This window comes from Slackia equolifaciens (genome assembly GCF_003725995.1).
GTDB classification, from domain to species: Bacteria; Actinomycetota; Coriobacteriia; order Coriobacteriales; family Eggerthellaceae; genus Slackia; species Slackia equolifaciens.
Genome location: NZ_QIBX01000011.1, coordinates 70,752 through 87,352 on the forward strand (window position 1 = coordinate 70,752; position 16,601 = coordinate 87,352).

The following is a 16,601-nucleotide window of genomic DNA, read 5'->3' on the forward strand; positions in this document are numbered from 1 at the left end:
CAGCACCGCCCTAAACCTGCCCGGGTCCATCCCGGATCCTCCTACCGCATGCGACGAATTATTCCCATAGCCCTTGCAAGGCATATGTTGATTCATCGCGCCATTCCCTCGATTTCTGACCAAAACCTTACCGGATTCTTGTCAAAATCCATCAGGCTCACCACGGCCAGAACGCAACCGCACCCGCAGCCGTTCTCGGTCTCGATAGGGAGCACACTCCCATCGTTGCGCCTTTGTAAAATGTAGCGCTTTAACACAGTAGAGTGTTGACGCAGCGAAGACGCTACGTTATCCTTCGTCCAACGTTTTCGAGCATACCGCCAAAACGTCGGATTCTTCAACCAACGCCGCGCGCCCTGCGGCAGCATGAAAGGCACTGCGTGACCATCGCCTCCAACATATCTTCGAGGCTCGCCGAAACCGGCTCGCTTGCGCACGTTCCCGCATGCGCCGTCCAAGGCGCCATGGGCAGTGCCGCCTTTTACGCAATCTATTCCTATCGATATCTGTAGCACGCGGTCGGGCAGTCCGTGTCGGCGTCGCATTTGCGATGATCTCGCCCGGTTCGTGTGCGCCTTCGCCGTTTGAGCGGCGTTTCTTGTGCTGAGCATCGCGATGAGAGGTCGCTTTCCTGCGCTTCGCCTCTAACGCTTCGCTTTTGGCATCGTGTTTCAAGCACCGCATGCCGCATCCCTCGCAAAGCACAGCTTTGCAGCCGCAGCAAAAGAAACGCTCCGTCAAGCACCCCTGCCCGGCTGCGCGCCAACGGGAACCCCGCAAATGCCCCGGCGCCGCAGCAGCCCGCACCTCCCGACCGGACACCCGCGCACGACCTGCTTGCACAACGCCACGGCGCAAGCTATCCCGCCATTTTACGCAGCAATTCGCCTGACTCGACCAGATCGGCGACCAAATGACGAGGCTCCCGAGCCGATTCGCCCACGGCACCCAGGCAGCGCGCACCAAGCACTTGCACCCCTGCTCGATAGGAACCACCATGCTCGTCAAAATCATCATGGTCGCAGCGTTTGCCGCCGTGGCCGTAGGAATCGGATTCATTTGCCGCCGCCACGCCGCCAGCGTCGACGGCTTCGTCCTGGGAGGACGCAACGTGGGCCCCTGGCTCTCGGCGTTCGCGTTCGGCACCTCGTACTTCAGCGCCGTTATCTTCGTGGGCTACGCCGGCCAATTCGGGTGGAAATACGGCCTAGCTGCCACCTGGGTGGGCATTGGAAACGCCATTTTGGGAAGCCTGCTTGCCTGGTGGGTGCTCGGCCCGCGCACGCGCGAGATGACGCAACGACTGCGCGCCTCCACCATGCCGGAATTCTTCGGCAAGCGCTACTCAAGTCGAGCCCTGCGCATCGCGGCAGCGGCCATCATCTTCGTGTTCCTCATCCCCTACACCGCCAGCGTCTACAACGGCCTCTCGCGCCTGTTCGGAATGGCGTTCGGGCTGCCCTACGAGGCGTGCGTCATCGGAATGGCACTTGTGACCTGCATCTACGTTGTCATCGGCGGCTACATGGCCACCGTAGTGAATGATTTCGTACAGGGTATCGTGATGCTTTTTGGCATCGTGGCGGTGGTGGCGGCCGTGCTCGCCGGCAACGGCGGGTTCAGCGAGGCAGTCATCGAACTTTCGCAGGTGCCAGCGGAAGGAACCGAACTGCAAGGCGCGTTCGTGAGCATGTTTGGCCCCGACTTGCTCAACCTCCTAGGCGTCATCGTGCTCACCAGCCTGGGCACCTGGGGTCTGCCGCAGATGATCCAGAAGTTCTACGCCATCAAAAGCGGCCCCGCCATCAAGCAGGGAGCCATCATCTCCACGCTGTTCGCCATGGTGGTGGCCGGCGGAAGCTACTTCCTCGGCGGGTTCGGGCGCCTCTACGGCGACCAGATCGCCTTCGCCGCCGACGGCACGCCGGTCTACGACTCCATCATTCCCACAATGCTGTCCGGCCTGCCCGACATCCTGGTTGGACTCGTGATTGTCCTGGTGCTTTCGGCCTCCATGAGCACGCTGAGCTCACTCGTGCTCACCTCGTCCTCCACGCTCACGCTCGATCTGATCAAGGGCAACCTGGTGAAGGATTTCGGCGAGCGCGGGCAGCTTCTGTGCATGCGCGGGCTGCTGGTGGTGTTCGTGGTCATTTCCGCCGCAATCGCCATCGTGCAGTACAACAGCTCCATCACGTTCATCGCCCAGCTCATGTCCATCAGCTGGGGCGCCTTGGCCGGTGCGTTTCTGGGCCCGTTCCTTTGGGGGCTCTACAGCAAGCGCATCAGCCGCGCTGCTGTGTGGGCAAGCTTCATCGTAGGCGTGGGGCTGACCACGGGCAATATGATTATGGGGTTCGTGGGCGAGCCGCTCATCGCAAGCCCCATCAACTGCGGAGCCATCGCCATGCTGCTTTCGCTCGCCATCGTGCCGCTGGTGAGCCTGGTCACCAAACCCGCACCGTTCGAGCTTGAGATTGCGCATCCCAGCCGCAAAAGCGCCATCGACCGCGAGCTCGAGGCCGAAGCGCGCGAGGCAGAGGCAGGGGCTTCGATATCCGAGCAGTAGGTCAGCACGTCCCGCATCGAGCATTTCAGCGCCTCAAGCACTTCGAGCGCTTCGCGCGATCCGAGCATTCCGCGTACGTCGAGCACTCCGAGCAACCCAAGCGCTTAGAGCGCATCAGACCCGGTTGCTTACGCCAGCACTGCCAGACCGCCGGACCCTCGCAGCGGATGACCGCCACGTCATAACCGTTTGCGCTTGGATGGGCAGCCCGATTGGTGGGGTTGCCCATCCAAGCACAGCTCGCATGCGTATGGCGCATCTGCAAACTGTGCTCAACCGAGCTTGCTCATCCGGAATCCGGACGCAGCTCGCATCTTTGAACAGGTCCGAACGCCGTCGCCATTGCGCGCCACCGCCCCGTTTAGCCCATCCGACGCAGTACCTCCGCAAACAAAGGGCGATTTGCTGCAGTTTTCGAGGGCAGTCCAAAGTATATCGCCGTTGGACTCATAGTTTCCCCAGGTCACAGAGGCGACAATTATGGGCTACTTGGCATGATGGGTGAAAACTGCAGCAAATCGCCCTTTGTTGCAACTGCTATCCCGCCAGTTCCGCGGAATCAAGCACTCCCGACCGCGGATAGTAGGTAAGAAGCACTTCGCTCCCTATTTCGGTCACGCCGGCCACCGCATACCGGTCGGCCTCCGCCACGGTCACATGCACCTCGTTGCCATCCTGCGCAGCAAAGGAAAGCGAAATCGTATCCTGGCGAAAGCCCGCAAGCCTGCCCGTTGGATGGTGCTCGTCGAACTCTTGCAGCACGCACGCGACGGTGCGTGGCCCCGTGACCAAATCAGATGCCACCTGCGAGCCAATAATGAGCCCCGGAATAAGACCCACAAGCGTAAGCGCGGCAAAGAGCAAAAGCACACCTACGTTTGAAAGCATGGTGAAACGGGCGCCACTTCGCACACGATGGCGCCTCCATAAAATGATGGCGGCAACGCACGCCGCGCACACCACCGCAACGAGCGCCACATGCGTAAACGAGTTCGCCCTGTCGAGGGAGGAGAACGCGCCCAATGCCAGAATCGACCCGCCGCCGTAGATGAGCAGGTTGAGCAGCAGCATTACGACCTCGCGCCCTAGCACCGCCTTGTCCGCTCCCTGGATTGCGTTATCGGTGCCCGATGCGAGGCGAGCATCGGGCCTCTTTGCCGCGATCGCGGGCGATGCGCGATGCCCCATCTCAGAAAGAGCGGACGCTTTTGCGGCAGCCCCCTTCGCACCGGCATGTGACCCCCAAAAGATACGGCGACCCGTAGGCGCAATTGTCTCAGCGACAAACACGGTAAGAAAGAGACCCATCGAAACCCCGAGCAGAGCGAACCCCACCGCAAAAACAAGCCTGTTTACAAGCCCCGCAAACCCTACGGAAGGCCCCCATTCGCTACCGAAAAGGCACACGAGACAGCACGGCAAAAGGACGGCGCCCGCAATAATCAGCGCGCGCCGCCATCCGGTTCGTCTTTGGTCTGTTGACGTTTGAGTCATATATCAAGCACATCCGCGCCGATCGTCATCACCGGCAGACAGCCATGGCCTTTAGTCCTCGATAATCTCCTCGTTTTCCTCAACGTATTCGTACTCCATATCGGCATGAACACCCAGCCAATCAAGAGCGTCCTCAATCACGGCATCCTTGTCGAACTCGTTGAAAATCTCATGGTACAGGCCGGCATAGATGCGCAGGCTCTTATCATCGGAGGCAATCTCGTCAAAGAACTGCAGGCTGTCCTTGGGGTCGACCAGGCCGTCGGAGCCGCCATGCAAAATGAGCACCGGGTCGGTAAAGCGACCGGCGTTCTCCTTCATCCACGCATGCCCCTTGGAAAGGTTGCGGAACAGACCCAACGAGATTTCCTTCTCCACGTACGGATCGTCCACGTAGGCCTGCACGACCGCGGGATCAGAGCACACGCCATCGCCCAGCTCGTTGGGCGTGTAGTCAAGATCGTCGCCCTCGGCGGCAGCGGCACCCGCGCCCAAGCCCTTGTTGTCACGCGTCCATGCGCCGGAAAGCACATAGCCGTCCACCTTGCCCGGGAACATATGGCCGTAGAGAGCAGAGCAATAGCCGCCCATGCTGTGACCGATGATGAACACGGGGATCTCGGGGTTCTCATCGATGGCACGATCAACCACCACGTCGGTGTCCTTCGCAATCTCGTCGAAGGAGCTGTAGTACACCTTCTGGCCGCCGCTGCGCCCATGGCCGCGATGGTCGAAGCGATAGACCGAGTAGCCCTGTGCATTCAGGCGCGCGGTCAAGTAGTCGTAACGGCCCTGATGCTCACACAGGCCATGCACGATTACCACCGCAGCACGCGGCATGGTCACCGCGTCGGTCTTGCCGTAAAGCTCGGTGCCGTCAAAGCTCTCGAACGTGTACTCTTCAGCCATGGAAACGCCTTTCTCTCTGAGAGTTCGTCGCAGCAGCCGCCAAAGTAGGAGAGCCGCCGCAACCAAAGTCTTACGCGCGAGCGTTCAGGCCCCATGCCTTCGCAAACCCGGAACCGCCCACCCCGCGTTCGCTCGAATTATACCGCGCATCTAAGTCACGACAGCTGACGCAGCGGCCAACTTCCCAACCGTCGCGCCACGCGGCAGAATATGCGAGCGCAACAGCGTTTTTCAAGCCCGCCGCAACACCCGGCGCAACACTTGCCGCAAATTCAGAGCTCGGAGCAACGGCGCCCCACGCTGAGCTCATCGAACGCTTAGGCGGCTTTCGATGCTTTTCCCAACTTCTTCTTGGCAATCGCCTTGCCCTTGCCGCACTTCGGCTTAGAAAGCGGGCAGTGTTTACTGCAGCAAGGACACGTGAAATCAGCTAGATTGGCGGCTGCCTTCTTAATGGCCTTTTCCTTTTTCGAAGCGGCTTTTTTCGCTTTCTTCTCTTTCGCCATGATGCTCCCCTTTTCTCGTTTTGGGTGCATCATACCTTATATATGATACTAAGTTAGTAACATATAACTTTTCCATAGGCGAATGGATGAACGCTGCAGAATCGGCTAATCGTTATCCCGCCTGAGCGCCATCCTGCCCGAGCGTCATCCAGTCCCACCACCCCGCCCGAAGGCGACAAGCCGGCGAAGCAGGTGACTGCCTTGAAATGTAGCGCCCGACATTGGGGTTGAAAGTTCCATGTACAACCCGAATAGCGAAAAACGCCAGTTTTTCGAGTTATGAACTACGCGTACACCGCTCCCTGGCAAACAACGAACGCCCCTCGATTACACACTCCTTTGACCTGGGATTATGTAGCATCCCTAAACGAGAACCGTATCGATTAGAGCATCGAACCACCACGAGACCACAGAATCATCGGTAAATTGCACGCTGTCGAGTTCATAAATCGACAATAGTGGCGTTTTTTCCCGAAACGATCGTACGCGGAGCTCACAAACGTTAATTCCTGGCGCCCAAAACGTCCGCATTCCCAGCGGACGCCCCCGCATCCAACCCCCTGCAATCACGAACATGGCGCACAATGCGAAGAACTGCGTAGACGATTCCCAGCATGAGGTAGATTGCTACAACCAGCTGCGTTTCGGCCCTGCCCGCTAACACCGACGGCAAGAGGAAGAGCAACAGATGCACAAACATCAATCCAAAAAAGACGTACGAGCTCCTCTGCACGCGCTTCCATGTTGCGGGGCTCATGCCATGCCTCACCACAAGGAAAGACGTAACAAACAGCATGAGCCCGACAACTACAAGGAGCATAGCGAGAACGAGCGAAACCGCCACATTATTGAAATCGGAAAGAACATTACTTGCGAGATACGATCGTGCATAAAACGCAATATGCGGCACCAACATGATGCAACCCGCTATAGATAGTTGCCTGCGAATGGGTCCCAACATATCTCGAAGCCTCGAAACCTGGGGCAACACACCGATGTACATTACAACAGTAATAAGAGCAAAGCCCAACGTTCCACGCTGCATTACTTTCAAAAACGTCGCATACCAGTAATTGACGCGCAAATCCGGGGCAACAAAAGAAGCAAAGTAAACCGCGCACAGCGCCAGAGCCACAAGATAGAATGCCCCAGGATGCTTACGAATCGCAGTATGGAATAGGATAGAAACCACTAGCACCAGGAGCAACGCAACAAGAACTCGCATGAAGCACTCCTTACAGTCTAAACGACATATGAGGGCATTGGCAAACGCAATCGGCATCTTTAATGATTGCGGCCGAGACAGAAACCCGCCTCGGCCGCACAGGAGGGGAAGACGACGAACGCGCTAAAGGAGGGAGGGGATGCGCAGTTGCGACTAAGTCAACATCACAATTGCCGTCTCAATACAAGGTTTATGCGCCGGCAGCGTCAATGACGTCCTGATTAATTTCGATGGGCGTATCAAGCACCTCTTCGGCGGTATCATCCGGCTCCTCAACAAGCAACGGATCGACGGTAATAACGAAATTCGGTTTCGTTCCCGAGTTTTCGTCGGAAACGATATCTGCCTGATGAGTGCTTTGCAGTTCTTCCATCTCGCCAGCAGCAATGTTCATGCCGGGGCATGCAGCAACACATGCGGGCAAAAGCCCCTGCTCCTGACGATCAATGCACATATCACATTTGAACACCTTGCTCGTTTCCTCGTCATAAAACGGAGCATTATAAGGGCATGCCTCTATACAAGTCTTGCATCCAATGCACAGCTCATGGTCCTGCTGAACAACGCCATTGTCCAGCTTTGTATACGCGCCAACAGGACAATTTGCCATACACGCAGGTGATTCGCAATGGTTGCAAGCCATAGACAGGAACGAAACCGCCAAGGGCTCGTTCTGCTTAATCTCAACCACATGACGTAACTGAACGCCTTTGCCGAGCTGCTTTTCGCTCTTGCACGCAATCGAACATGTCTTGCAGCCATAGCAATCCTTATTGTTCATCCAAAATCCGAGCGCCATGGTGCTATGCCTCCTTTTTCAGCTCAACGAGCGTATTATTGCAACAATGCGTACCGCCCAAGGTCTTCCATTTGTCGTTGGTCACATAGCTGCTAGAGCCACCTTGCTGCTCCCACCAGCCATTCTGCAAGCCCACGACACCCTTCTTGATCCGGTCGCACACCTCGGCAACACCGTGATGCTCGCCACGGTCGTTCACTACAAACACCGCATCCCCATTAGCAATGCCGCGCTCATCCGCATCTTCCTGATTGATGAGAATCACAGGACGCTTATCGTAAACCTCATCCATCCATTCAAGATTGTTAAACGTAGAGTGCACGCCTCGATACGTCTTGCGTTGAACGGCGAAAAGCGGGTACTTGGAGGCCAGCTCATTATCGTTTCGCGAATCCTCCTCTGCTCGTTCGTAGCTTGCAATGGGATTGAAGCCCTCATCTTTCCAAGCGCGAACCCAGAATTCTGCTTTCTGGGATGCAGTCAAGAAGATGCCGTCCTTGTAGGGGATGTAATCCTGACCCACAACGTCAATGGCCTTTTCTTCAACAAGCTGATCGTAGCTCAATCCAGCGGGCTCAACCACTTTCTGAATCATTTCGCTCATAGGCTTGCTGAAAGCATCGCCAAACCCAAATCGATTTGCAAGTTCAGCAAAAATATCAAAATCACTCTTGACCTCACCAGGACCGTTGACGGCCTTTTCGCACAATTGGATCCAATGACTACGATGATTCGCAAGCACATCTTCGTGCTCAAATTGTCCAGCGACAGGCAACAAGAGATCAGCATAGAGGCCAGTGGACGTGAGATATTGATCCACTACCACAACAAACGGAATCTTCTCGAGAGCCTTTTTCACCATATTGGTATTGGGCCACTGCGTCATAGGATTGCCCGTCATCGACCAAAAGACATTAACCTTCAGAGGGTCTTCGTTAAGCACGGACTCACCGAATTTAAATCGCGGAATTGAAGGTGCAGGATTTGCCACCTCGGGAACATCGATGGGATTGCCCACTACGACTTCATTAATTCCGCCAGCGTCGCTAATGCCATCGCCCTCATGCCCAACATGGCCGCAAAGTGCAGCCAGATACAATTGGGTCGCAACGGCATATGTTCCGTTTTCCGTACGCATGAAGCCGCCCATGTTCTGGATTATCATGGCCTTGTCAGCTTCGGCGTATTCACGAGCAAGCGTAGCAATAACATCTGCTGCGACGCCACACTCTTTCTCGGCCGCATCGAGTGTCCAAGGCTCTGCCTCAGCATAAATAAGCTCAAATTCGGTATTGTATTTATCGGCAGCCGAAGTGCCATCGAGCACAAGCGCTGCCTCGATTCCCTCTTGGTCGTGTCGCACTATCTCGCCGCTCACTGTGTCGAACACGACGAACGAAGCCGGGTCGTTAGCATCCTGCAGAACAGGCTCGCCAGTCTCTTTGCTCACCAAGCATGGAGCACAAGTGTGGGCAAGGGCGTACTCCTTGTCATACAGCTCTTCGTCGATTACAACCTTGAGCATCGCCAGGGTCATAGCGGCATCCGTCCCGGGATAGGGATCAATCCACTGCGACGCCTTAGAGGCTGATTCCGAAAAGATGGGGTCAATTACAACCACCTTGCCGCCGTTTGCCACAACCTTCTCGAAGCGTTGGTGATATCCACGTTTCGAAATTGCGGGATTGGTACCCCAGATGATTACATAATCGCTGTTCTCAATCTGATTGCGCGTGTCCAAAAACCGCTGCCCATAAATAGGAATTTGCGCAGCCGTCGTACCCGCACAACACAGCGAGCCAACCGTGGTGCTAGCGCCACCCAAGTGTGCGAAAAAGGCATTTGCAACCGGACCATGCATGGAGCCAAAATTACCGGATCCGGTCACGTAGCAAATGGACTGCACGCCATCGGTGTCGATTGCCTCCTGGAACTTCTCCTGAATCAGATTAAACGCTTCGTCCCAGCTTATTTCTTCAAATTCCCCTGAGCCTTTTTCGCCGGTTCGCTTCATAGGCATAGACAAGCGATTGGGGTCGTTGACCATCTGGGAGCGAGCTATGCCGCACGCACATGCGGCGCAGTCGTTAAGCGAAGACGACTCAACCTTAACCAATTTGCCGTCCACCACATACCCAATCAGATTGTGATGCTGGCATTCCGGCGGACACGTAGTATAGAACACTTCCGCATTCGCCAGCGGGTCTTCCGCAGCGTCTTCGCTTCCGCCGTTGCTCGAAGCTTGCGGCGAGCAGCTTGCGAGACCACCCACTGCCGCAACACCCGCAGTAGCAGCGGCGGCGCCAACAAACGCCCTACGAGACAAAGACGGCATGGTCTTTTCCGCAGATTTCTTCATCGCGTTCCTTCCCCCTTCTTTCTTGTGCCTCGGGGGATCGGCGTAATACCGTGCGCGCTTCGAAGTGTGCCAATGAAGCAAACTGCCAGTCCGTGCGCGGCTTCACCTGACGCTCGATTGCGCATCATCGCTCGATGCAATCGACTTTCGAATCCCCCTCATGCACAGATTCTCCATATTCGACCCTATCCATGCAATTTAATCCGCCCAAATTTTTCATGAACAAAGTATTCCAATTCATAAAAAAGTATTACCATCTGCCATCGTCAACGGCATCAATGCATACCTGATGGATAATTTACCCATGAATGAAACCGCAGATTGAAGCTACGTTCCAGCAATCAAAACCTGCGTTTCAAACACATAGAGGCGATTATTCATGACGAGGTTCCGCAAGCGGACGAGGGGGACGTCATGCAGCAGAATACTTCCGATGTAAAGAAGCCTTTTCGCGGACTTCGCTTCAAATTTGCGGTCATTATCGGTGTGCTGGTTACCGTTCTGATGGTGGCAGACGCTTTCGTCAGTATCTACGTGCAAACGCAGCAGGCTGAACGTGAAGCACTAGAGAAAGCAGAAGTTCTGGCGGACGAAATGCGCGCCGCCTGGGATTTCATCGATATGAATCAAGATGTCATCAACCGAAACGAGGACGGAACATTTCGAACGAAAACACTCGTATGCGCCGTTGCCGCAAAATCCATTAGCACTCTTTTTACCTCAGGAACCGACTACACTATACGATTCACAAGCGAGACGCCCCGCCAAAAGGCCAATGCCCCAGATGGTTTTGAGCAAGAAGCATTCGACGCATTCAACGCAGATAGATCACTAGAATCATATTGGGGCGTACAAATCGATGCAGAAACCGGAGAAAGCGTCTTTCGCTACGTGGAGCCGCTTGAAGTAACCGAGACGTGCCTGGAGTGCCACGGCAGCCCAAAGGGCGAGCTTGACCAATATGGATATGAAAAAGAAGGCATGCAGGTCGGCGATATAGGTGGAGCGATGTCCATCACCGAGCCCATGGACATCTACGACACCGCCATCAGCGCATCGGTAGCACAGCAAGTCTTCATGATGCTCCTCATGCTTGCCATCGCCTGCGTGAGCATCTACGTTTTAGTCAATCGAATAATTCTGCGGCCCATCGACAAGCTCAGCTCCGCAGCAGAGCGCATAGAGCAGGGAAGCTTCGAAGGCATCCATGATATCGCACCCGAAGGGAAAACCGGGCCCGACGAGTTAACGGAATTCGCACGCGACTTCGAACGCATGGCGCACCAGCTAGAATTGCTCTATACCAATCTCGAAAACGAGGTGACCAAACAAACCGATGAGCTCAAAGTTCTCAATGATCTGCTTCTTTATCAGAAAAGGGAACTTAAACTCGCACTAGATAAAATCAGCGAAGAGGCTGCATACAAAAACGAGTTTTTCGCCATCGTAAGCCATGAGCTTCGCACTCCCCTTACGTCCATTTTGGCGTTTGCCCGCATTCTCCAAGAAAGCACAGAGCTCGATGATAAAGCTCGATCTTCCATTATGGAGATAGAATCCAACGCCACCCTTTTGCTCAACCTCGTAAACAACATTCTTACTATCTCGAAAGCAGAAGCCCACAAAAACGAGCTTCTGCCTGAGCCCGTGGACTATGTTGACCTTATTGGCTTTATTCGCAAATCCCTCGAGCCCCTGGCCGCAAACAAAGATATAACGTTCACAACAAAGGCTGAATCCGATGTTCCCGTTTCTATGGCAGACTGGGAAAAGCTTCGTCGCATTGTTGAGAATCTTACGGATAACGCAATCAAGTACACCCATCGCGGCGGAAAGGTGGGAGTTCACGTTCACTTCGAGGAGAACCAGAGCCTCAACGGCTCCCCTGGAACCATAGTTATTGATGTCGCAGACGACGGAATGGGAATCGCCGAAGAAGACCTAGCCGATATATTCGACCTCTACAAGCAAGCAGGGCAATCCGCCAATAGGCGCTACCGAGGCACCGGGCTGGGCCTTGCCGTAGTCAAGGAGCTTACCGAGCTGCATGGCGGGCGTGTTTCGGTTGTTTCCCAACGAAAACACGGCAGCACCTTTACTGTTGAGCTGCCTTATGTTCCCGTGGACGAAGAGGAGGAAGACGATGAGGATTCTGCTTGTTGACGACGAATCCAGCATCAAGAGACTCGTATCCGACCTTGTTTCCGATGCGGGATACGATTTTTCTTATGCAGAAGACGGGCTCGAAGCGCTTTCAATCGTTGAACGCGAGAATGTCGATCTCATCATAATGGATGTCATGATGCCCCATCTAGACGGTTTTTCTACCTGTCGAGAAATCCGATCGAGAGGGCTTACCGTGCCCATCATCTTTTTGTCGGCAAAAGGCGACATCGTTGATAAAGGCATTGGCTTTCAGGCGGGCGGCGATGACTACATGGTCAAGCCTTTCGACCCCCGGGAACTCATGATGCATGTCGAAGCACACCTTCGCCGTACACAGATGGCCTCGATAGATGCCCGCCCTAAGTCAGAAACAATATCCATCGGACGATTCGTTATCAATCTTAAGCAATACCGAGTTTCTAAAGACGGACAGCCCGTGAAGCTCACCTTGAAGGAGTTCAAAATCTTTAGCGCCCTAGCAGAAAACCCCGGCGTGGTTTTATCCAAGGACGAGCTCATCGAGCGGGCATGGGGGAAAGAATTCGTTGGCGAAACCTCCAGTATCACGGTGTTCATTAAAAAACTGCGCAGCAAAATTGAGGATGATCCGTCAGATCCGCATATCATCCAAACCGTCTGGGGAGTCGGATATCGGCTTGAGCCCGAAGCGTGCTAGACCCTATTGCAACCAGCTCAAAACTTCTTCGAAGCACCGCCTCAAATACAGCAAGGACCAGAGGCGCCGGAAGGACCAAAAGCGCTGGCCAGAAACATTTCAGGATCGTGTTCAAAGCCGAACAGCTGCTGCGCACGACACATGAAAATGCCTCCCGTATCATGCACTAATCGCAGGTCAAGATACGGGAGGCAATCTACCAAGAGCACGTTCGACGGCAGCACGGCAGCGCCAACCGGTGCGCAATTGAACGGCTAATCGTGGAAACGATTTGCACGCGCCCTCTTTTTGAAGGCAGCTAGGCACACCGCAAGACTCGCCAGCACGGCAACCGCAGCCGCGGCAACCCACGCCACAGATGCAGCATCGCTCGTCGCAGCAAGAGTCCCGCTGTTGTCGCCGGCATGAGAATCGCTCGGGGTGCCGGCATTGCCGCCCTGGGCAGACCCACCGTCCGAATCAGCATCCTGATCGGGAGCGGGATCGGGGTCGGGATCAGGGTCGGGATCAGGGTCGGGCGCGGGGTCAGGGTCGGGAGTCGGGTCGGGGTCAGGATCAGGACCAGGATCCGGAGCCACAGAATCGCCCGGCTGTGCCGCCGTCTCCATCGCGGTAACGCTCAGCAATCGATAAGGCTCTTCCATCATCGAAGAAAGCACATACAGTCTGCCGTCGTACGCGAGGGCAGAAGACATCTGCAACAGATGTTGCGAAGCGCGCTTCTCGTAGGGTGCAGGCGTTGCGCCCTCCTCATCCGACAGCGTATAAGTATCGGCCTGGCCATCGCGGCTTTGCGGCCCTACTAGCACAAACCCGTCGGCGGCAGACCCTACGCCATATATCAGCTGACCCGTGCCGTCCACCACGCCCGACATGTCGACCTCGGTCGCTTCAAGCGACCCGTCGGACGCTATAGAAATGCGCTCCACGTTCTGCACGCCCGCGTATTGAAGCGATGCAGCTATGCCCCCAGCCACCAGGAACTCGCCATCGCGATAGGTTACGTTGGGAGAGACGCGTCCTCTCCCAAGCTCCCCTGCCTTTACGTGCGTGCCGGACTCGGGGTCTACGCTAAACACCTCAGCCGTCTCCAAGCCAGTCACATTATCAAGACCGCCGAATGAGTAGAGCGTTTCGCCATCAGAGGCAAGCGTGCCAAACAATGCAGTAAGCGGAACCTCGGGAGCGCGCGTGGTGAGCACGCTCCACTCGCCCTCAGCATTCAGGGATATAAAAGTTATCACGGCGTACCCATTCGCACTCGCGCCGGTCAGACGCAGCACCAACGAGCCATTTACCGTAGCGCCTGAAATATCCAAGATTTCCACGAACCCCTCCGACTGCACAATGTCGGCAGGAAGATCAACCTGCAACCATTCGCCCGCCTCCGGGTCGTAGCAATAGATAAACATCGGATAGATAAGGGACGTGCAGCTATAACGGGGCAGGCAGTACGCCTTGCCTGCGAATCCCACAAGCTGCCAGGCGCCCCATGTTTGCACTTCAGCAGGAACTTCAAGGTTGGCTTGGTCGTACAAGGCGGAGCTTGACGCCAAAGCGAACGCAGCGAAGAATCGCCCCTGCTGGCCGTCTGCCGCCGTCACCTTCACCTCGGTTCTGCCGCCCTCAAAACCTTCGGGCTTTTCTGCGGTGATATACCATTTTTGGGGATTGCTGGCATCCTGCACGCTTTCTGCGACCTCAACCGCAGCATCCCCAAGCGACACCATGGCTCCGTCGCCAAAGAACCAGCCCTCTACACGAACCTCAGAACCCAAATCCTCCACCGATGAAATCACCGGAGAGGGGTCTTCTGCGACATCCACGTCCACAATGCCGCCCGTTTGGCAGAACTCAGACCAATCCACGCCGCCTATCGCCCGCGCGCTGCCCTTAACGCGAGCAGCACGCTCATCGGCCGCATCGTCGGGGAAACGCTCGGCCAAAACCGCGACAGCGCCCGACACTGCGGGCCCAGCCATAGAGGTGCCCTGCAAATACCGGTACGGCATCAACTCGCTACCAAGGCCGATGCTATCGATAAGCACCGAGCCTTCAACGGGCGCAATGACTCTCTCGCCGCCTTCCATCTGAATATCGAAAAGCTGGTACAGCAGGGCGATTTGGAAATGCTCCCAATCGGTATTGTCAGGCAGGGTCCCAAAGCCACCGCCCCATGAGTCGCCGTATGCCGAGAAAGCATTGTCGCCAAAATCCACGTCGACAAACGTGCCATCTGTGGTTCGAACTCCCAATATGACATTGCTTACGCGTTGCTCCGTGCCCCACTCAGACACCGGCGTAGCGAAACGTACGCTCACATACCGCGGCCGCTCGTCTTCGGGGATACTCGACAGATCTATCTCTTGTGTTTCCGCTTGCTGAGAGCCATAGTCGCTCTGAACTGGGTCGTAGGGAAGCGCCATCGATTTTTCGCCATCGAAGCGCTTCACATCCGTTTCCTGGGCCGCGCTCTCATCGGAGAACACAAGGCGCGCTCCATCCACCTTTGTACGGCTTTTGCCATCAAAGCTCTCATACAGCACGGCATCATCATCGACCTCTCCCAGATATTGGGACAGTTGAACAGGAATCGTGGAGAGGATGCTCGTACCAGGCGCCATCGTATGCGTGCTCTGCTGGCCGTAGTTGCTGAACACCGAAACATCGCCCGAAGGATCAATCGAGTTCACCACCACCGCATATGGATTTTCAGAAAGCACTCCCGCGGTCATGGACTGGGCATCCATGTCGGTAGCGGAGTTGGCAGAGCCGAACACGCAGACCACACCCGCCTGCTGGCCAAGCTCCATGACCGCCAGATTTATTATCTGCGACTGATCTACCCCAAGGGTCCACGAATTATTGGCGACTTTCACGGGCACGCCGTAAGCTGCCGCAAGCTGAATATAGTTGAAGCCTTGGATTATACCGCCCAAAAAGCTAGTAACCCTGACGCTCATAATCTGGGCGTTTTGCGCCATGCCCGAGACGCCGGCGCCGTTCCATGCGGCGGCAATGATGCCGGCGCAGTGAGTGCCGTGACCTTCTGAGGTATCGGCGAACCCACTGCATGACGATGAGTAGGGCGTGGCATAGCACCCGTGCTCGTCAACACCCAGCATGCCGCCGCTCGAAGACGCGAACCGTTCGGCTGCTGCCTGGAATTCGGGATATTCGGAGGCATTAAACATCTTATCCGCCAGATCGGGGTTGGAGGCATCCACGCCCGTATCCACCACGGCAACCACCACGTCATCGTCGCTTCCCTGCGCGTCATTCCACCCGTCATAGCCCATGTCAAAACCTGCCGAGCCCTCCCCGCCAAAGGTGCCCAGGTTGTTGTACGCCCACTGGAATTCGGTCATGTCGGGAATCTCGCCTGCCGCCGATGCATCCGAATCAGAAGCGCCGTCGACAGAGGAGCCATCCTGCGACGCAGAGGAATCGGGCAGATCGCCAGAGCCCGCTCCTTCGGCGCCCAAACCTACCCCGTCGTCGATGACGGTCGCATAATTGGGCTCCGCCACAATCACGCGCGGATCCGCAGAAAGCTCCGCTATCAGCTCTTCGGTTGTTTTGGACTCGTCCCGCACGAGAACGATACGCCCTTCTCCGGCATCGTCATCAGCGGCAAGCGAACGAGCCCGCGCCGCAGAAGACGCAAAGGAGTCATCCGCGTTTGCCGCCGCATCGAACGCCTGCGCTGCGGCCTCGGGGCTGATTTCCATGAGGCTCTGGGCGTTCGCAAGAAGATCGTCGCCCAAAGAGAAGGTAGTGTGCCGATTGTTGGTGTCAAGATCCCGTTCGGGAGGCGCGGGCCGCAGGCCCGCCCGAGCGAACGGGACATCGCCCAGGATCGCCTGCATTCTACACCATCACGCTGCCCTCTTCGCCT

At 56.1% G+C, this 16,601-nt stretch carries 11 protein-coding genes; 4 read left to right on the plus strand and 7 right to left on the minus strand.

Going from position 1 to position 16,601, the window contains the following annotated elements; genetic code table 11:
* Window positions 1-380 precede the first annotated feature (380 nt).
* Both DMP06_RS11795 and DMP06_RS07120 read left to right on the plus strand, forming a co-directional pair.
* Window positions 381-512 carry a hypothetical protein gene (locus DMP06_RS11795; protein WP_273122373.1) on the plus strand — a complete coding sequence of 44 codons (132 nt, stop codon included), beginning with the start codon at window positions 381-383 and terminating at the stop codon, window positions 510-512.
* Window positions 513-997: 485 nt separating this feature from the next.
* Window positions 998-2,569, plus strand: a complete 1,572-nt coding sequence (locus DMP06_RS07120; RefSeq protein WP_123209048.1) for a sodium:solute symporter family protein — start codon at window positions 998-1,000, stop codon at window positions 2,567-2,569.
* Window positions 2,570-3,106: 537 nt separating this feature from the next.
* Here the strand turns inward: DMP06_RS07120 and DMP06_RS07125 are convergent.
* The 6 genes from DMP06_RS07125 to DMP06_RS07155 all read right to left on the minus strand — a co-directional run bounded on the left by DMP06_RS07125 (window position 3,107) and on the right by DMP06_RS07155 (window position 9,861).
* Complete coding sequence (locus tag DMP06_RS07125) at window positions 3,107-3,877, minus strand: hypothetical protein (RefSeq protein WP_148042508.1); 771 nt, start codon at window positions 3,875-3,877, stop codon at window positions 3,107-3,109.
* 237 nt (window positions 3,878-4,114) lie between these two features.
* Complete coding sequence (locus DMP06_RS07130; RefSeq protein WP_123209050.1) at window positions 4,115-4,972, minus strand: alpha/beta hydrolase; 858 nt, start codon at window positions 4,970-4,972, stop codon at window positions 4,115-4,117.
* Window positions 4,973-5,289: 317 nt separating this feature from the next.
* On the minus strand, window positions 5,290-5,478 hold the full coding sequence (locus DMP06_RS07140) for a hypothetical protein (protein ID WP_123209052.1): 189 nt from the start codon (window positions 5,476-5,478) through the stop codon (window positions 5,290-5,292).
* A 502-nt stretch (window positions 5,479-5,980) separates the two neighbouring features.
* A complete protein-coding gene (locus tag DMP06_RS07145) occupies window positions 5,981-6,703 on the minus strand; it encodes a hypothetical protein (RefSeq protein ID WP_123209053.1) in 723 nt (240 codons plus the stop codon).
* Window positions 6,704-6,893: 190 nt separating this feature from the next.
* Window positions 6,894-7,502: a 4Fe-4S dicluster domain-containing protein gene (locus DMP06_RS07150; protein WP_123209054.1), complete on the minus strand. Its 609-nt coding sequence runs from the start codon at window positions 7,500-7,502 to the stop codon at window positions 6,894-6,896.
* A gap of 4 nt (window positions 7,503-7,506) precedes the next feature.
* Window positions 7,507-9,861, minus strand: coding sequence for a molybdopterin-containing oxidoreductase family protein (locus DMP06_RS07155; RefSeq protein WP_123209055.1), 2,355 nt, complete (start codon window positions 9,859-9,861; stop codon window positions 7,507-7,509).
* A 414-nt stretch (window positions 9,862-10,275) separates the two neighbouring features.
* Here DMP06_RS07155 and DMP06_RS07160 point away from each other — a divergent pair, with 414 nt between their 5' ends.
* The gene (locus DMP06_RS07160) at window positions 10,276-12,024 is read left to right on the plus strand and encodes a sensor histidine kinase (RefSeq protein WP_123209066.1); all 1,749 of its coding nucleotides are present in this window, start codon (window positions 10,276-10,278) and stop codon (window positions 12,022-12,024) included.
* Window positions 12,005-12,703, plus strand: coding sequence for a response regulator transcription factor (locus DMP06_RS07165; RefSeq protein WP_123209056.1), 699 nt, complete (start codon window positions 12,005-12,007; stop codon window positions 12,701-12,703). The genes DMP06_RS07160 and DMP06_RS07165 overlap by 20 nt, the downstream gene beginning before the upstream one ends.
* Before the next feature lie 254 nt (window positions 12,704-12,957).
* On the opposite strand, the gene DMP06_RS07170 is transcribed toward DMP06_RS07165, so the two are convergent.
* Window positions 12,958-16,572: a S8 family serine peptidase gene (locus tag DMP06_RS07170; RefSeq protein ID WP_123209057.1), complete on the minus strand. Its 3,615-nt coding sequence runs from the start codon at window positions 16,570-16,572 to the stop codon at window positions 12,958-12,960.
* Window positions 16,573-16,601: the final 29 nt, after the last annotated feature.

Excerpts from the sequence above, each read along its gene's own strand:
- DMP06_RS07125 (WP_148042508.1), bottom strand. The coding sequence starts at position 3,877 with ATGGGTCTCTTTCTTACCGTGTTTGTCGCTGAGACAATTGCGCCTACG.
- DMP06_RS07145 (WP_123209053.1), bottom strand. The coding sequence starts at position 6,703 with ATGCGAGTTCTTGTTGCGTTGCTCCTGGTGCTAGTGGTTTCTATCCTA.
- DMP06_RS07155 (WP_123209055.1), bottom strand. The coding sequence starts at position 9,861 with ATGAAGAAATCTGCGGAAAAGACCATGCCGTCTTTGTCTCGTAGGGCG.
- DMP06_RS07150 (WP_123209054.1), bottom strand. The coding sequence starts at position 7,502 with ATGGCGCTCGGATTTTGGATGAACAATAAGGATTGCTATGGCTGCAAG.
- DMP06_RS07120 (WP_123209048.1), top strand. The coding sequence starts at position 998 with ATGCTCGTCAAAATCATCATGGTCGCAGCGTTTGCCGCCGTGGCCGTA.
- DMP06_RS07130 (WP_123209050.1), bottom strand. The coding sequence starts at position 4,972 with ATGGCTGAAGAGTACACGTTCGAGAGCTTTGACGGCACCGAGCTTTAC.
- DMP06_RS07165 (WP_123209056.1), top strand. The coding sequence starts at position 12,005 with ATGAGGATTCTGCTTGTTGACGACGAATCCAGCATCAAGAGACTCGTA.
- DMP06_RS07160 (WP_123209066.1), top strand. The coding sequence starts at position 10,276 with ATGCAGCAGAATACTTCCGATGTAAAGAAGCCTTTTCGCGGACTTCGC.
- DMP06_RS07170 (WP_123209057.1), bottom strand. The coding sequence starts at position 16,572 with ATGCAGGCGATCCTGGGCGATGTCCCGTTCGCTCGGGCGGGCCTGCGG.
- DMP06_RS07140 (WP_123209052.1), bottom strand. The coding sequence starts at position 5,478 with ATGGCGAAAGAGAAGAAAGCGAAAAAAGCCGCTTCGAAAAAGGAAAAG.